This is a genomic window from Celeribacter ethanolicus, assembly GCF_002407265.1.
In the GTDB taxonomy this organism is placed as follows: Bacteria; Pseudomonadota; Alphaproteobacteria; order Rhodobacterales; family Rhodobacteraceae; genus Celeribacter; species Celeribacter ethanolicus.
In genome coordinates, this window is the sequence record NZ_CP022196.1 from 3,896,211 (window position 1) to 3,911,979 (window position 15,769).

General features: G+C 62.9%; 16 protein-coding genes. 9 read left to right on the forward strand and 7 right to left on the reverse strand.

Going from position 1 to position 15,769, the window contains the following annotated elements; translation table 11 throughout:
- Positions 1 to 53: 53 nt before the first annotated feature.
- The gene (gene nhaA, locus CEW89_RS19230; RefSeq protein WP_066705766.1) at positions 54 to 1,274 is read right to left on the reverse strand and encodes a Na+/H+ antiporter NhaA; all 1,221 of its coding nucleotides are present in this window, start codon (positions 1,272 to 1,274) and stop codon (positions 54 to 56) included.
- A 92-nt stretch (positions 1,275 to 1,366) separates the two neighbouring features.
- Between nhaA and CEW89_RS19235 the strand changes: the two genes are divergently transcribed.
- The 5 genes from CEW89_RS19235 to CEW89_RS19255 are packed head-to-tail and all read left to right on the forward strand — an operon-like array spanning position 1,367 to position 4,639.
- On the forward strand, positions 1,367 to 1,999 hold the full coding sequence (locus CEW89_RS19235; protein WP_096806993.1) for a VOC family protein: 633 nt from the start codon (positions 1,367 to 1,369) through the stop codon (positions 1,997 to 1,999).
- A complete protein-coding gene (locus tag CEW89_RS19240; RefSeq protein WP_066705762.1) occupies positions 1,996 to 2,499 on the forward strand; it encodes a GNAT family N-acetyltransferase in 504 nt (167 codons plus the stop codon). Before CEW89_RS19235 ends, CEW89_RS19240 begins: the two co-directional genes overlap by 4 nt.
- 52 nt (positions 2,500 to 2,551) lie before the next feature.
- Positions 2,552 to 3,235 (forward strand): molecular chaperone DjiA, encoded by a 684-nt coding sequence (locus tag CEW89_RS19245; protein WP_066705761.1) that lies wholly within the window; start codon positions 2,552 to 2,554, stop codon positions 3,233 to 3,235.
- 2 nt (positions 3,236 to 3,237) lie between these two features.
- On the forward strand, positions 3,238 to 4,278 hold the full coding sequence (locus CEW89_RS19250; RefSeq protein ID WP_198403570.1) for an endonuclease/exonuclease/phosphatase family protein: 1,041 nt from the start codon (positions 3,238 to 3,240) through the stop codon (positions 4,276 to 4,278).
- A 25-nt stretch (positions 4,279 to 4,303) separates the two neighbouring features.
- A complete protein-coding gene (locus tag CEW89_RS19255; protein ID WP_244906106.1) occupies positions 4,304 to 4,639 on the forward strand; it encodes a hypothetical protein in 336 nt (111 codons plus the stop codon).
- 17 nt (positions 4,640 to 4,656) lie between these two features.
- On the opposite strand, the gene CEW89_RS19260 is transcribed toward CEW89_RS19255, so the two are convergent.
- The 4 genes from CEW89_RS19260 to CEW89_RS19275 all read right to left on the reverse strand — a co-directional run bounded on the left by CEW89_RS19260 (position 4,657) and on the right by CEW89_RS19275 (position 9,948).
- Positions 4,657 to 6,210, reverse strand: a complete 1,554-nt coding sequence (locus CEW89_RS19260) for a Ppx/GppA family phosphatase (protein ID WP_096806996.1) — start codon at positions 6,208 to 6,210, stop codon at positions 4,657 to 4,659.
- 126 nt (positions 6,211 to 6,336) lie between these two features.
- Positions 6,337 to 7,020 carry a P-loop NTPase family protein gene (locus CEW89_RS19265; protein ID WP_066705756.1) on the reverse strand — a complete coding sequence of 228 codons (684 nt, stop codon included), beginning with the start codon at positions 7,018 to 7,020 and terminating at the stop codon, positions 6,337 to 6,339.
- 2 nt (positions 7,021 to 7,022) lie between these two features.
- Positions 7,023 to 8,117 carry an AI-2E family transporter gene (locus CEW89_RS19270; protein ID WP_096806997.1) on the reverse strand — a complete coding sequence of 365 codons (1,095 nt, stop codon included), beginning with the start codon at positions 8,115 to 8,117 and terminating at the stop codon, positions 7,023 to 7,025.
- A gap of 76 nt (positions 8,118 to 8,193) precedes the next feature.
- Positions 8,194 to 9,948, reverse strand: coding sequence for a methyl-accepting chemotaxis protein (locus tag CEW89_RS19275; RefSeq protein WP_096806998.1), 1,755 nt, complete (start codon positions 9,946 to 9,948; stop codon positions 8,194 to 8,196).
- Between the two features lie 173 nt (positions 9,949 to 10,121).
- Here CEW89_RS19275 and proS point away from each other — a divergent pair, with 173 nt between their 5' ends.
- From proS to CEW89_RS19295, 4 genes are all read left to right on the forward strand, one after another.
- Positions 10,122 to 11,459 carry a proline--tRNA ligase gene (gene proS / locus CEW89_RS19280; RefSeq protein ID WP_096806999.1) on the forward strand — a complete coding sequence of 446 codons (1,338 nt, stop codon included), beginning with the start codon at positions 10,122 to 10,124 and terminating at the stop codon, positions 11,457 to 11,459.
- Positions 11,460 to 11,598: 139 nt separating this feature from the next.
- Positions 11,599 to 12,105, forward strand: coding sequence for a DUF2937 family protein (locus CEW89_RS19285; protein ID WP_066705748.1), 507 nt, complete (start codon positions 11,599 to 11,601; stop codon positions 12,103 to 12,105).
- A gap of 91 nt (positions 12,106 to 12,196) precedes the next feature.
- Positions 12,197 to 13,492: a lipoprotein-releasing ABC transporter permease subunit gene (locus tag CEW89_RS19290; RefSeq protein ID WP_096807000.1), complete on the forward strand. Its 1,296-nt coding sequence runs from the start codon at positions 12,197 to 12,199 to the stop codon at positions 13,490 to 13,492.
- Entirely contained in the window at positions 13,485 to 14,165 is a 681-nt protein-coding gene (locus CEW89_RS19295) for an ABC transporter ATP-binding protein (protein WP_096807001.1), read from the forward strand. The genes CEW89_RS19290 and CEW89_RS19295 overlap by 8 nt, the downstream gene beginning before the upstream one ends.
- Here the strand turns inward: CEW89_RS19295 and CEW89_RS19300 are convergent.
- Both CEW89_RS19300 and CEW89_RS19305 read right to left on the reverse strand, forming a co-directional pair.
- The gene (locus CEW89_RS19300) at positions 14,162 to 15,034 is read right to left on the reverse strand and encodes a phosphotransferase (protein ID WP_096807002.1); all 873 of its coding nucleotides are present in this window, start codon (positions 15,032 to 15,034) and stop codon (positions 14,162 to 14,164) included. The two genes, CEW89_RS19295 and CEW89_RS19300, sit on opposite strands and share 4 nt — an antisense overlap.
- 161 nt (positions 15,035 to 15,195) lie before the next feature.
- Positions 15,196 to 15,618: an RcnB family protein gene (locus tag CEW89_RS19305; protein WP_096807003.1), complete on the reverse strand. Its 423-nt coding sequence runs from the start codon at positions 15,616 to 15,618 to the stop codon at positions 15,196 to 15,198.
- Positions 15,619 to 15,769: the final 151 nt, after the last annotated feature.

Genomic DNA, 15,769 nt, shown 5'->3' on the forward strand with positions numbered 1-15,769 from the left:
AAAGGGCCGGGGGATTGCTCCTCCGGCCCTTTTGTTTTGCGATGAGCGGTGCGTTAGTGTGCCGCTTCCTGAACTTCGGGAGCGGTCACATCGGCCTCTTTCAGGGCCGGTTTGTCGGTCGCTGCGGGAGCGAGCTTGAGCACCACGAAACCGATGATCGCGGAGATCACGGAGCCCGACAGAACACCGATGCGCACTTCGTTCATGTGGAAGGCGTCGTCAAAAGACAGCCCGCCGATGAAGAGCGACATGGTGAAGCCGATGCCCGCCAGAGCCGCCACACCGTAGATGTGCAGCCAGGTCGCGCCGAAAGGTTTCTTGGCCACACCGAATTTCACCAGAATCCAGGTCATGCCGAAGACGCCGATCTGTTTGCCGAGGATGAGACCAAGCGCGATACCCAGAGGTAGCGGTGAGAACACATCGGCGAAAGTTACGCCGGTCAGCACAACGCCCGCATTCGCAAAGGCAAAGATCGGCACGATCAGGAAGAACACATAGGGCGAGAGCGCGTTCTCAAGCGCATGCAGCGGTGACTTGCCCCATTTGTCCTTCATCGGAATGAAGAAGGCGGTGATCACGCCCGCAAGCGTCGCATGTACGCCGGATTTGAGCACCAGAACCCAAAGCACCGTGCCCAAGAGGATGATCGGTGCAATGCGGTGAATGCCCGCACGGTTGAGATAGAACATGATCGCCAGCGGAATGACCGCAAGGAACAGGTAATCCAGATGAAGTTCGGCGGTATAAAAGAAGGCGATGATCAGGATCGCGCCAAGGTCGTCGAGGATCGCCAGCGTCAGCAGGAAGACCTTGAGCGAGGAGGGGACGCGGTCACCGACGAGGGCCAGAATACCAAGCGCGAAGGCGATGTCGGTCGCTGCCGGGATGGCCCAGCCGGAATGGGTCTCGGGGGAGGAGATGTTGAGGGCAAAATAAACCACGGCGGGCATGATCATGCCACCGACGGCGGCCATACCGGGCAGAACCACGTCGCGCGGATTCTTGAGTTTGCCTTCCATCAGCTCGTGCTTGAGCTCAAGGCCCACAAGCAGGAAGAACACTGCCATCAGACCGTCGTTGATCCAGAGGATCAGCGGTTTGGACAGGCCTGTGTCGCCGAGTTGCACGGTGAAATACGACGACAATGCGCCATCGTAATATGGGTAAAGCGAGGAATTGGCCACGAACATGGCAGCGACGGCGGCCACCATGAGCACGATACCGCCTGAGATCTCACTGTCGAAGAACTGTTCCAATTTGCGCAGGAGCATTGTCTTTTTCTGGTCTTTCCTGAAAGTTGATTTAAGGGTGCGTTATAGGGAGATGGGGACTCGTCTCCAAGGTTTCAATAAGGGCAATAGCAATGACCTACCGGATTGATCACCTTGTAATTTCCGCCTCCGATCTGGAGCAGGGCAAGGATGCGATGGAGGCGTTGCTGGACGTCGAATTCGGCCCGCGCGGGGTGCACAAGGATATGGGCACGGAAAACGTGCTTGTGGCCATGGCGCGCCCGGATGGCAGCGACGCCTATCTCGAGGTGATTGCCCCCGATCCGGCGGCAAAGCGCCCCGATTTTCCGCGTTGGTTCGATCTGGACAACTTCGGAGGGCCGCCGCGATTGACGAACTGGGTCGTGTCCTGTCCCGATCTGGAGGAAGCCTGGGAGCTGGCACCCGCCAATGTCGGGCGGATCATGTCGTTCCAGCGTGGTGATTACGCCTGGCGGATGATCGTGCCGGAAACGGGTGTTCTGCCCTTTGACAATTGCTTTCCGGCTCTGATCGAATGGCACTCGCCACGGCCCGTTCCGGGGTTGCCGGACCCGGGGCTGGCGCTGCGTCGGCTGAAGATCTCGCATCCGAATCCCGAAGAGCTGCGCGAGGCACTTGCACCTTTCATCTCCGCCATGGAGAATGTTCGAATTGTACAAGCCGATACGCCGGGAATGACCGCAGAAATTGGCACGCCGTCAGGGGAGATCTGGATCGCATGACCGAGAAACCGCATCTGCGCGTGGCGCGGGCCGAGGACGCGGGCGCCCTCATTGCCATCATGGCACCGGTGATTGCCGGGTCCACCGCTTCGTTTTCTTCCGTCGAGCGGGACGCTGCGGGATGGATCGCGATGATCGGCGACCGTCTGGCGCGGGGCCGGGCGTTTTACGTGGCCGAGATCAGGGGCGAGGTGGTGGGCTACGCCACCTATGACCAGTTTCGTCCGGGTAACAACGGCTATCGCTTTACCATGGAGCATTCCGTCTACCTGAACGATACGGCACAGGGCCACGGGCTTGGCCGGACGCTGATGCTCATGGTCGAGCAGCACGCGCGCGAGGCCGGGCATCATTCGATGATTGCGGCCATCGACGCCGACAACACCGGCTCCATCGCCTTTCACAAGACGCTGGGCTATGCCGAGGCGGGGCGCATCCCGCAGGCCGGGTTCAAGTTCGACCGCTGGCTCGACGTGCTCTTCTTACAGAAATTCCTTTGAACTCACGGATTTGTCGCGGGACTTGATCGGCTTTCGCGGATAAACTGCGGCCATGTCGATCTGGACCCGCATTCTCGAAGCGCTCAAGGCGCTTGGCGCAGGCGAAAGCCTCGCTTCGGTGTTCGAGCAGTTCCGCTCGGAGCCGGAGCGGCGCATGGGCTTTACCATCGCGGTCATCGGACTGGGCGCGAAGATGGCCAAGGCCGACGGGCTTGTCACCCGCGATGAAGTGACGGCGTTTCGCGAAGTGTTCCAGATCGCGAAAGAAGACGAGGCCGCCGCCGCACGGGTGTTCAATCTCGCGCGCCAGGATGTGGCAGGCTTCGAGGATTACGCGAAAAGCGTCAAGAAAATGTACGGCGACGAGTGCCGCCCGCTGATGGATCTGATGGACGGGCTGTTCCATATCGCCATGGCGGATGGCGAGTATCACCCCGGTGAGGATGCCTTTCTGACCCGGGTGGCGGAGATTTTCGACATCGAGGACCGGGCATTTCGGATGCTGAAGGCGCGCTATGTGCCGGAGGCGGCGCGCGATCCCTACGATGTGCTGGGGGTCGATCCTGCGGCTTCGCTCGAGGAAATCAAGAAGGCCTACCGTGCGCTGGTGCGCGAGACCCATCCCGACAAGATGATCGCGCGTGGTGTGCCGGAAGAGGCGGTTAGGCTGGCCTCCGACCGGTTGGTCGAGATCAACGCCGCCTGGGAGGAGATCGAGGCGGAGCGGGCGGCATGACGATCCGGGTCGCCACCTACAATGTCGAATGGTTCGACAACCTGTTCGACAACACGGGGCGGCCTCTGGCGGACGATGCCTGGTCGGCGCGGCATAATGTGACCCGGGAAATGCAGCTTGAGGCCCTTGGCAAGGTGTTCACGGCGATGGATGCCGATGCGATCATGGTGATTGAGGCGCCGGACACCAACCGCCGCCGCGACACCCGCCGGGCGCTCGAGCAATTCGCCGATTGGGCGGGGCTTCGGGCCATGGCCGTCGAGATTGGCTATGTGAACGAAACCCAACAGGAAATCGCCCTGATGTACGATCCGCTGGTGCTGCGCGCCCGGCACGATCCGATGGGCGCGCCTGCGGGATTGGGGGACAATTTCGAACCGCCCGCGTTCAACTCGATCTACCGGCTCGATCTCGACACCGATAGGGACCGGGAGGAAGTACGGTTTTCCAAACCGCCGCTGGAACTGGCGATGGAGGTGCGCGAAAGCGGTTTTGCCTTTCGCATGATCGGCGTGCATGTGAAATCCAAGGCGCCGCATGGCGCGCGCAACCGCGATGACGTGATCCGTATCTCGATCGAAAACCGGCGCAAGCAACTGGCGCAATGCATCTGGTTGCGCGAGCGGGTCGAGGGGCATCTGGAGGCCGGAGAGCCGCTCATTGTGCTGGGAGATTTCAACGACGGGCCGGGGCTCGACGAGTATGAGAAGTTGTTCGGGCGCTCGGGGGTCGAGATTGTCATGGGGCGCGAGGACCCGGATGTGCCGCCTGAGATGCGGCTGTGCGATCCGCATGCGACGGAGGCGCTGGCCAGGCGCGGCAATCAGGGGCCGACCTCGGCGCGGTTCTATATCGACGAGGAGAAACGCTACCTCTCGGCTTTGCTCGATTACGTCATGGTGTCGCAGGATCTGAAGGATGGCGCGAGATGGCACATCTGGCACCCGTTCGACGATCCGCTCTGTTTTGGCACGCCGGAATTGCAGCAGGCGCTTCTGACCGCTTCGGATCATTTCCCGGTGACGGTCGATCTCGATCTTTAAGACATGAGGCGGGGGTGAAAACGTCATGAAAAGCCCTTATATGAAGGCCATGAAACGGATTGTCCTGATCATGATGCTGATGGCTGGCCCTGTCGCCGCAGAGGAGACCGGAGCTTCCGAGGGATCGGAAGGCTGGGATATGCTGCGCGAAGGCTCTCGGCTTTTGTTGCAGCAGTTGTTCGAAGAAATGGGACCTGCGCTTGAGGATCTCGAGGGCTTCGTCGGCGATCTGGGGGCCTATGAGGCGCCGGAAATCCTGCCCAATGGCGACATCCTGATCCGGCGCAAACCGGAACGGGCCTTGCCGGAGCCGGAAACCCCCGAAGAGGCGCCGAAGGGCGAGGGGATGATCGACCTCTGAGTTCTGTCTTCTGCGGCTCAGGCCTTGGCGTGGCGCACGTCGGGGGTCGCGCCGAGACTGCTGGCCAGCGACTGGAAGCGCGCGTTGGTGACCTCGCCAAACAGGTCTTCGGCATCCGGGCTGAGCGTCAGGATCAGTTCCTTGCGTTTCGGGAAGTAATCGAGCTTGGCGACATCGGTGGGGGCATCGACGGCGAACATCGCGCCAAAGCGCATCGCCTTGCCGAGCACTTCGGCGTCACGGATTTCCTTGTCCGACAGCATCTCGATCAGCTCGGCGAAGGGCGTGTTTTCGCGCGAATTCTTGTAGCGATGGAGCAGGGCAAGGCCGAGAAAAATCCGCTCGTTATGCGTAAGCCCGCCAAGATTGGCACGCGTGGCATTGTCGAAACAGACTTCCGCCCGGTAGTCCGGATGCGCCCGCCATGTCACGTCGTGGAGCAAACAGGCGGCGCGGATCAGCCGCATCTTTTCATATTGGCGCGCACGGAACACCGGCTCGATGAAGGCGTGCAGGCGCTTGCCGAAACCCGGCATGCGCGCGTCCTTCTGTTCGGAAAACCGGCAAGCCTCGATCAGCGGATCGCGGGCGCGTACGCTTTCGGGCATCTGTTCGTACAAAAGTCCCTCGCGAATGCCGTAGGACGAGATGCAGATCTCTTTCGGATGGAAGGTGCGCACGAGCTGGCGCAGCACCTCGGCAGCAATCGGCACAAGCGACATCCGCGCCGAGGAGGTGCCGGTTTTGGCGCGCAGTTCGGCCATGTCGCTCTTGCGGATGAACTTGATCGTTTCGGTCACCGAGCGGCTCGACATCCGGTATTCATGCAGCACATGCAGCGGGTAATTGCGCCGCTCCATGTCGATCCGGGCGATGGCGCGCCACGATCCGCCGACGAGATAGATCCGTTTGTGATTCGTGCCCATGGCGGCGGCCAGATCCTTCATGATCGGCGCGATATGGTCCTTGAGCCCCTTGCGCCCGCCGGTCAGGCCGAGAAGTTTCAGCGGCCCGAGCGGCGAGGTGATGCGTTGGCCGACGGTGCCTTTCGAGACGATCGCCAACTCCATCGACGAGCCGCCGATGTCGCAGACCAGCCCGTCCGCCTCCGGCCAGCCCAGAAGCACGCCCTGCGCCGAAAGACGGGCCTCTTCCTCGCCGTCGATGACCCAAAGGCTGAGGCCGGTCTCCCGCTCGATCTCCTCCCGAAACGCGGGACCGTCCTCAGCCTCCCGTACCGCAGCGGTCGCAACCGCCGTCAGTGGTGGGATTCCCATGCCTTTTGCCAGTGTCTGAAATCGGCGGATCGCGGACATGGCGCGGATCTTGCCTTCCGGGTTGAGCCGACCGGTTTCCCGAAGCCCGGCGCCCAGTCCGCACATGATCTTTTCATTGTAAAAATAGGCCGGGCTGCGCGCAGCCCCGTCGAAGACCACGAGACGCACGGAGTTCGAGCCGACATCCACGACGCCGACACGCGACAGGGCGCGGGCTTCCTGATCGAGAAACAAAGGCCGCCCGAAGATGCCCCAATCCTGTTGCCCGGGCTCGGTGCGAGGAAGATCGGTCATATCAGTCACGGCGTATCCTCTGGATCATGCCGGGCATGGATGGCTCCGGCAGGCGCGACAGTGCCAAATGCCCCGGCCTTCGTCAATCGCATGATTATTGAGCGAAAACAAAACTTTCCCGCGGGGTCACTCGTCTTTCGGGAAAAACTGTGCCGCGAGGTTTCGCGAGATCGGCCTGCCGGAACGCAGTGCCGCCGCATCCAGCGTTTCCACCATCCGGCGCGCAGCCTCCGCCGAGCGTTCCATGCGTTTGACGAGCCAGAGGATCAGGGTGCCGGGGACGGCGATCTGCCGGTCGTCGAACTGTTTGACCAGCATGGCGGCGAGCAGCTTGTCATCGGGCGGCTCGATCCGCGCCACGGTAGTGCCCTGCATGCGCGAGGCGAGATCGGGCAGGCCGAGCGTCCAGTGATTGGGCGCACTCTGGGCGGTGAGCAACAACCGCCCACCTTCGGCCAGCGTCAGGTTGTGCAAATGGAACAGCGCCTCTTCCGCATGCTGCGGATCGGGCAGGCTGGACAGGCGGTCCGCATCTTCGACGACGACGAAACGACGGGCCGCGAGGGCAGGGATGTCGGCCTGCGCCAAGGTCTGCGCCGGGACGATCACGGCCGCATGGTCGCTGGCCCAGACATGCGCCATATGGGTTTTGCCCGCCCCCTTGGGGCCGATGAGTACGAGCTTGCCCGAGGGCCAGTTGTCGACGGCGTCGAGCGTGGCCATGGCGACGGCGTTCGAGGGCGAGACGAAAAATGCATCGCGTCCCAGGGCCTGACGCACCGGCAGATCGAAGATGAGCTGTTCGGCCATGGTCAGATGTCGTCGTCCGTGTCGTCCACGTCGTCCGGCGCATTGGCCTCGAGGCCCCGGTAGAGGCGGCTGTCGCGGTATTGATCGACGGCGAAGCGGGCCACCACGCCGAGGGCGGCGGCGACCGGGACGGCCACGAGCATGCCGACGAAACCGAACAGCGTGCCGAAGGCGGAGAGCGCGAAGATCAGCCAGACCGGGTGCAGTCCGACCGAGGAGCCGACGAGGTTCGGGGTCAGGATATTGCCTTCGACGAACTGGCCGACGGCAAAGATCGCGACCACGGCAGCGATCCACTGCCATTCGCCCCAGAACTGGAACAGCGCCAGCCCGATCGACAGCAGCCCGCCGACGATGGCGCCGACATAGGGGATGAAGGTCAGGGCGCCGGCCACCGCGCCGGCGACAAGGCCGAATTTCAGCCCCACGAGCATGAGGCCCGCGGCGTAGAACGTGCCGAGGATGAGACACACCGTTCCCTGTCCCCGGATGAAGGAGGCAAGCGTGCGGTCGATGTCGGAGGCCAGACGGCGGATCACCGGGGCATGGTCGCGCGGCAGAAGCTTGTCGACCTGTGCCACCATACGGTCCCAGTCCATCAGCAGGTAAAAGGTGATCACTGGCACCAGCACCAGCAGCATCACCACGTTCACGAGGCTCATCGCCGAGGCCAGCGCGCCCGAAAGCAATTCGCCGCCTTTCGACTGGATGGTCTCGCCGATCTGCGCCAGCGTCTGGCGTAACTGGCTGCTTTCATCGAGCAGAACCGGGAATTTTGCGGTCAGAAAACTTTGCAGATTGTTGATCAGGTCGGGGGCGGTGTTGACGAGATCGGTGGCCTGTTTCACGAGTGTCGGGATCACAAGCAGGGCAGTCAGAACGAAGAGCACGGCTGCCACCAGCGTGATGACAATGGTCGCGGCGATCCGGCTCAGCCCCCATAATTCGAGGCGATCCGCCACCGGATCGAGCATATAGGCCACCGCCATGCTCAGCACGAAGGGCAGGATGACGTCGCCCATGAGCCACAAAAGCGCCAGAAACACCGCCGCAGCGGTGCCCCAGTATTTCATCTGATCGCGGACAGGTAACGCCATACTCGCCTTTCCATCTTTCCCTTCATATCGCCCGCATGGGTTTGCGTTTCAAGGGGAAGCGCATGATCGGGCCGCCTCAACCGGTTCTTTGCAGCGGCGCGGCGGTCGAGGGCGGCGGGAACGCCCTTGCACCGTATTGCGCTGAGCGGCGTGACCGGGCGGTGACGAAGGTCCGCACGAGATCGCTCAGCACACGGGCACGTTCGGAGAGTTGGGTGTTGGCGGCGGTGGTCTCCTCGAACATCGCGGCGTTTTGTTGGGTGACGGTCTCGAGATCGGAGATCGCGCGGTTGACGCGGGCGAGGTGGTCGGATTGCGATTGCACCGCACGGGCCGAGGCGTGCAGCCGTCCGGTAATCGTGTCGACGGAGGTCTTGATGCCGCCCAGGGCCGCGCCCGTGCGCCTGACCAGATCGGCGCCGGATTGCACCTGCTGGTTCGAACGCAGGATGAGCTGGTTGATTTCGCGTGCCGCATTCGATGAGCGTTGCGCCAGCGCGCGCACCTCGGCGGCGACGATGGCAAAGCCCCGCCCGGCCTCGCCGGCCCGCGCCGCCTCGACACCGGCATTGAGCGCCAGGAGGTTGGTCTGAAAGGCGATGTCGTCGATGACCGAGGTGATCTTGTCTATCTCGCCGGCGCTCCGCTCGATGTCCTGCATGGCTTCTACCGCCTGTTGCACGATGTCCACGCCTTCAGCCGCCTCCCGAGAGGTGGTTTCCGAGAGCGATCCGGCGAGCGTGTTCACCGTGCGCGCGGCATCGGCCAAAGTGGCCGCCTGGCGCTCCGTGCGACCGGCCAGATCGGTGGCGGACGCCGCGATTTCCCCTGACAGCCCCTGCATCTCGCCGGATTGCGTCCGCACGTCTTCGATGGCGGCGCCGAGGGTGGCCATGGACTGGTTGAAACTGTCGCGCAGGACAAGATAGGCGTCATCGAGCTCTTCGTCGATGCGCGTGCTCAGATTGCCTTTCGCGAGATCCTCCAGATGCGCTTCGAACACCGTGAGAAGAATGTCGAGTGCGGCTTCGCGCTGCGCCCGTTCGGCATCTTCGCGCTCGCGCAGACGCTGACGTTCCGCGCGGGCCTCCTGATTGTCGCGCAGGGCGGTCTCTGCGGTTTTCTGTGCCTTGGCAGCGCGGGCGCCAGCCTTCTGTGCCTGTACAAGCGCCTGTTCGGCGCGGGTTTTCTCGCTTTCCGCCAAGGAGAGCGCGTTCTGCGCCTTGCGCGCAGCCTCCTGTGCGGCCTCGGTCCGGTTCGCGGCAAGGGCGCTCAACTCTTGCCGCCGTGCGAGCATGTATCCCAGAGCGAGGAACTCGAGCAGGCTGATGACCGAATGAAACGCCAGGCGGGACAGGTTGAAACCGAGGCCCGCATCCGGGAAAACCAGTGTCGGAGCGAAGCCCAGAAGAACGGCGTGGTGAATGGAAATGGTCACGGCGGCCCAAAACAGGGCGCGGAAATCCGACATGATCACGATGCCGGCGAGCATCGCGAAGAACAGCATGTTGGTGTCGAGATGCAGCGGCAGGCCCGTCAGAGCCGTGTTCAGCGTGATGGTGAGACCGACCAGCGCCTGACCGACGACGATGGCGGCGAGGCTTTGCGGCAGACGGGGGGCAAACCCACCCATCGTGGCAAAAAGCACACCACCCGCCAACGCCAGGGGCAGGATGCCGTCGAGGAGGGCCACAAGCCCGACGAGCGCCAGAGTGAGTGGCGTACTACACATATGGGCCAGGACCCGCACAGCCTCCGTCGAGGCCGCGTCCGCAGGACGGGTCAGCGCCATTTCGATGAGATGTCGAAGTCGGGCGAGCGGAAGGGCCATATGGTCTGGGTTCTGTCTGAAATCTGTTGCGTTTCCCTGAGCCTTAAACCAAGTCGCTTTCCGAAAGTTTAATATGCATGCGCCGTGGGCAAGTTTCCCGTGTTCTGCGGCTTGTCTGGTTCACAGCGATGGCATAGACCGTTGCAAACACTGATCACTCGAGGGCTTCACACATGCGTCTGTCGCGCTATTTCCTTCCGGTTTTGAAAGAAACCCCCGCGGAGGCGCAGATCGCCTCGCACCGTCTCATGCTGCGCGCGGGGATGATCCGTCAGCAATCTGCGGGGATCTATTCCTGGCTGCCGCTGGGCTACAAGGTGCTCCGGAATGTCGAACGGATCGTGCACGAGGAACAACAGCGCGCGGGTCACATTCCGGTGCTGATGCCGACGATGCAATCCGCCGATCTGTGGCGTGAATCCGGTCGCTATGACGCCTATGGCGACGAGATGCTGCGGATCACCGACCGGCACGGGCGCGATATGCTCTACGGTCCGACCAACGAAGAGATGATCACCGACATTTTCCGGGGCTATGTGAAGTCCTACAAGGATTTGCCGCTGACGCTCTACCAGATCCAGTGGAAATTCCGTGATGAGATCCGTCCGCGTTTCGGTGTGATGCGGGGCCGTGAGTTCTTCATGAAGGACGGCTATACCTTCGATTTGACGATGGAAGACGCGCTGCATGCCTATAATCGCCACCTCGTCAGCTACCTGCGCACCTATGAGCGCATGGGGCTTCAGGCGATCCCGATGCGCGCCGATGGCGGTCCGATCGGCGGTGACTACACGCATGAATTCCTCGTGCTGGCCGAAACCGGCGAATCCGAGGTATTCTATGACAGCGAGATCACCGATCTGAAATTCGGCGACCGCGAGATCGACTACGACAGCGTAGATCAGTGCCAGGCCGTGCTCGAAGAGTTCACCTCGCGCTACGCCCGCACCGACGAGACCCATGACGAGGCGATCTTTGCCGAGGTCCCCGAAGAGCGCCGTCGCAGCGCGCGCGGCATCGAGGTCGGTCAGATTTTCTACTTCGGCACGAAATACTCCGAATCCATGGGTGCGACCGTGCAAGGCCCGGATGGCAAACCGACGCCTGTGCACATGGGCTCGCATGGCATCGGCGTGTCGCGTCTTCTGGGCGCGCTGATCGAGGCGAACCATGACGACAAGGGCATCATCTGGCCGGAGGGGGTGACGCCGTTCCACGTCGGCATCGTCAACCTGAAACAGGGCGACGAAGAGGCCGATGCCGCCTGTGAGGCGCTCTATAAGTCCTTCGAAACGCTGGGCCTTGAGGCGCTTTATGACGACCGCAACGAACGTGCGGGCGGCAAATTTGCCACCATGGACCTGATCGGTCTGCCGTGGCGCATCACCGTCGGTCCGCGGGGCCTCAAAAACGGCGTGGTCGAAGTGACCTGCCGCAAGACGGGCGAGAGCGAAGAGATGACGCCGGAATTGGCGGTTGAGAAAATCGTGAAAATCTACGCGGGTGTCTAACGACGCCATCGGCGAGTTTTCGCGAGATTTCGCACATTCGGGGGCGGGGCATTTGTGTCCCGCCCCCGAATCCTTTTAGCCTCTGCGCCATAGAAATTCCGCAAAGACGGATTCCGCAGCAGACGGAAGAGAGGCAGCCATGTTGAGAGCACTCGCCCTTGCGGGCGGCCTGTTGGGGGCCGCCGTTGTGTCCCAGTTTCCCGAGTTCACCCAGCAATATACCCAACGCCTCGCCGGTCAGGTCGAGGCCCTCGGCGTTGTGATTGCCGATTTCGACGCCTCCGCGCAGAAAGCGGAAATGACCCGGGAGGAAGCGTTGGCCTCCATGGGCGGTTCGGTATTTCTCGAAAACCGCCGTCGTGACATGCGTGAAACCATCGACCGGCACGGACGTCTCTCCGACGACCTCACCGTGTTGCGCGCCGCCACGCCGCTCGAGCGGCTGACCATGCCGCAGCGTGTGGCCGACACGAAACTCGCCCGTGCCACCTTCGACGATTTTCGCCCGGCTTTGCCGCTCACGCTCGAGGGCGGGATTTCCGCGCTTGCGGGCTATGCGGCGGGCTGGGCCGCGCTCTCGGGGCTTCTGGCGCTTCTGCTCTGGCCGTTCCGGCGCAGCAAGACGCGTGCGGGTCTCACGTTCTGATCGCTGGCGTTCACGCAGGCTTCACCCCGCCTGCGCTTGACCTTTGGCGTGCCAAAGGGTTTGGTCTGGCAAACTTGTGAGGAGCCCCCCGGTGGACGCGGCCAGAACGACCAAGCCCTTTTCCCGCTTCGAGTGGAAAATCGCCTTTGCCTACCTGCGCGCGCGGCGCGAAGAGGGGGGCGTGTCGGTGATGACATGGATTTCTCTGATCGGCATCACTTTGGCCGTGGCGGCGCTGATCATCACGCTTGCGGTGCGCACCGGGTTTCGCGATGAATTCGTCGATACGATCCTCGGCTCCAATGCGCATGTGACGGTCTATTCCTCGATCTACGTGACGCCGGAGGGCACCACCTCGCGTGCGCTCACGGATTATGACGACTGGGCCGCCAAGCTGCGCGAGGTGCCGGGTGTGACCCGCGCCGCGCCTCTGGTGCGCGGGCAGGTCATGGTCTCGTCTAACGGTCGCAATGCAGGCATCGAGGTCTATGGCATCACGCCCGAGAACCTGATGACTATCCCGCGTGTGGCGATCTCGCCGGACGAGCATTGGGGCGATGTTTCGCGCTTCTCTGAGGGCATTGCCATCGGCTCCGGCGTGGCGCGCGAGCTGGGCGTTACCGTCGGCGACAAGATCAAGCTGATTTCACCGGATGGCGCCAAGACCGCCTTCGGCACAAGTCCGCGCGTATCGGCCTTCGAAGTCGTCTATGTCTTCTCCGCCGGGCGCTATGACATTGACAAGACACGCGCTTACCTGCCTTTCGCCGAGGCGCAGAAATTCTTCAACCGGCAGGGTGCTGCCGACGAGATCGAAGTGATGGTGGAGCACCCGGATCAGGTCGACGACATCACCCTGCCGCTCTTGCAAGCCGTCGGAGAGCGGGGCATGGTCTGGACCTGGCGCGATGCCTCGGGGGCCTTCCTGCGCGCGCTCGACATCGAGGACAATGTGATGTTCGTCATCCTTTCGGTGCTGGTGCTCATCGCGTCGATGAACATCGTGTCCGGCCTCATCATGCTGGTTAAGAACAAGGGCCGGGACATCGGCATCCTGCGCACCGTGGGGCTGACCGAAGGGTCCGTGTTGCGGGTGTTTTTCATCTGCGGGGCGATCACCGGCGTGTTGGGGACGCTTTTCGGCGTGATCCTCGGGTCGTTGTTTGCGATTTATATCGACCAGGTGTTGAGTTTCGTGAACTGGATGAGCGGCGGCGGCGCCTGGGACCCGTCGATCCGGGGCATTTACGAACTGCCCGCCGAGCTGCGTGCCGTCGATATTTTCAAAGCGGTCGGCCTCTCGCTTGGCCTGTCCTTCATCGTCACCATCCTGCCCGCGCGCCGAGCCGCACGGATGAACCCTGTGGAGGCGCTGCGCTATGAGTGACATGCTGTCCCTGAACCAGATCCGAAAGACCTACAACGCCGGAAAACCCAACGAAGTCGATGTGTTGCGCGGCGTGGACCTCACCGTCGCACGCGGCGAGATCGTTGGGCTGATCGCGCCGTCCGGGGCCGGGAAATCGACGCTTCTGCACATCGCGGGGCTTCTGGACCTGCCCGACACGGGCACGGTTCGGATCAATGGGCAGGACATGACCGGGCAGGGCGACAAGACCCGCACCGCCATGCGCCGCGCGGGGGTGGGGTTCATTTACCAGTTCCACCATCTGCTGCCCGAGTTCACGGCGCTCGACAACGTCATCCTGCCGCAACTCGCCAATGCCGTTCCGGAGCGCGAGGCGCGGGACAGGGCGATGAATTTGCTCGAAAAAGTCGGCGTCGGCAAACGTGCCTCGCACCGGCCTTCGGCGCTTTCGGGCGGCGAGCAGCAACGGGTCGCCTTTTGCCGTGCGCTGGCCAACAAGCCGGGGCTTTTGCTTGCGGACGAACCGACCGGGAACCTCGATCCGACGACCTCGGCTTTGGTGTTCGATGTGCTGATGGGGATTGTGCGCGACGAGGGGCTGTCGGCCCTGATTGCCACGCATAACCTTGAATTGGCTGCGAAAATGGACCGGGTGGTGCGGCTTGAAGACGGCCAGATCGTGCCGGTTTAAGGGGTTTCCCCGAGAAACCGGGCGCGCTCATGGGCGTAGCCGAGACCGCCCCCGGCATGGAGCTTGCGCGCCAGCGCCAGACCGCTGAAAATCGGAAAGGCGCGGGTGGTTTCCGCCTCCGGCAGGAGCGACAAAAGCGGTGTGGTGATCGCAGAAGTCAGGCCAAATTCGCTATGTTCTGCAAGGCCTTGCGCGAAACAGGCGATGTCTTCGAGGAGCGCGTTCGACCGCCGTCCGGAGAGGTCGATGGCGGTGACGCCCGCGGGGCCTATGATCAGGTTTGCGGGCCAGAAATCGCCATGACCGCCACAGATCGTCAGGGTTTCGGGCGCGTGTTTTAACAAATCGCGGGTGCGCAGGACCACGTCGCGGGCGGGGCCGTCGGCGCAGTCGTCGAGGATGCGCCGGGCGCGGGCCATGGGGAAGGCGCCGGGGTGCCGGTCATCGCGCGTGGCCTCTGACAGCCACAGACGCGCCGCTTCGACAAGCTCGGGGAGGGCTGCGGCTCCCCGGTCGCGGAGCAGCTCATCCCCGCTTTTCCCCTCGATGAAGGAGATCACGAAAAACCCGGATTTCGGAGCGATATGAAGCACTTGTGGCACATGGGCAGGGCGGCCCATGAGAGTTTCAACCATCTCGCGCAGCGCGGAGGTCTGGCCATTGACAGCGCGGGTTTTCTCGCTGTGCCAGATCAGCTTGGCAATCGCCGGATGGTCGTCCCAGAGGAGGCGAAACACCGCGCGCTGACCACGGGTCTGGACGGCATCGACGTCTTTGGCGCGGGCGGCGAGATGGGGGCGTTCGGTGAACAGCGCTTCGAGCCGCCGATGGGCGGCGGTGAGGGCCAGAGTGTCGAAAGACCGGATCATGGCGCGACTATGCGGCGTGGAAGCCGGGCGGTCAAAGGCTTTGATCGGGGCTTTCAGGATGCGTTGAGAGCTGTCGGCAAAGCGTCGGATTTGCGTCGGACTTTTGTCGGCCCCTGATGGTGGACCCTGCGCGAGCGGGCGCAGGGTCGGGGACGACGGGGTCAGTTGCCGGTGATGTTGTTGTAAATCCCCATGGCGGTGATCACGATCGCGGCGTCGCGGGCGATCTTGTAGATCGTGTCGCCGGAGACCACGTATCGGTCGCCTTTCGGATCGGGCAGACCGTAGCGGTCGTAATCTCGGATCACCCGGTAGCCGTCGGGCAGACGGTCGCCACGCTCGTAGCGGTAAGCCGCCTGTTTGCCGTAGCATTGCTGTGCGAGGCCCGGCGGCAGGGTGCTGCGCTTGCCCTCACGCATCTGCTTTTCGATCCCCGGCGGCAGGTGGCAGCCTTTGGGCACGTGGTAGACATAGACCTCTTGCGGGGCGTTTCTGGGTTTCTTGTCTTTGTGCCCATCGGCGAGCGCCGGGGCGGCGGCGAGTACCGCGGCGGCAAGGAGAAGGGGTTTGGTGAAAGAGATCATGCTCTGTCCTCCGAATGTCGTTTTCGGAGATATAACGTGGCCGGGCGCGGAAGGGTTCCCCTCAGTGAGGGGATGGGCGGAAGGGTGCCGAGGCGGGGGGGATTGTTGCCGGTGGGCGGCATTGGGCCGTCGGCAGGATGCTTGCGCCCCA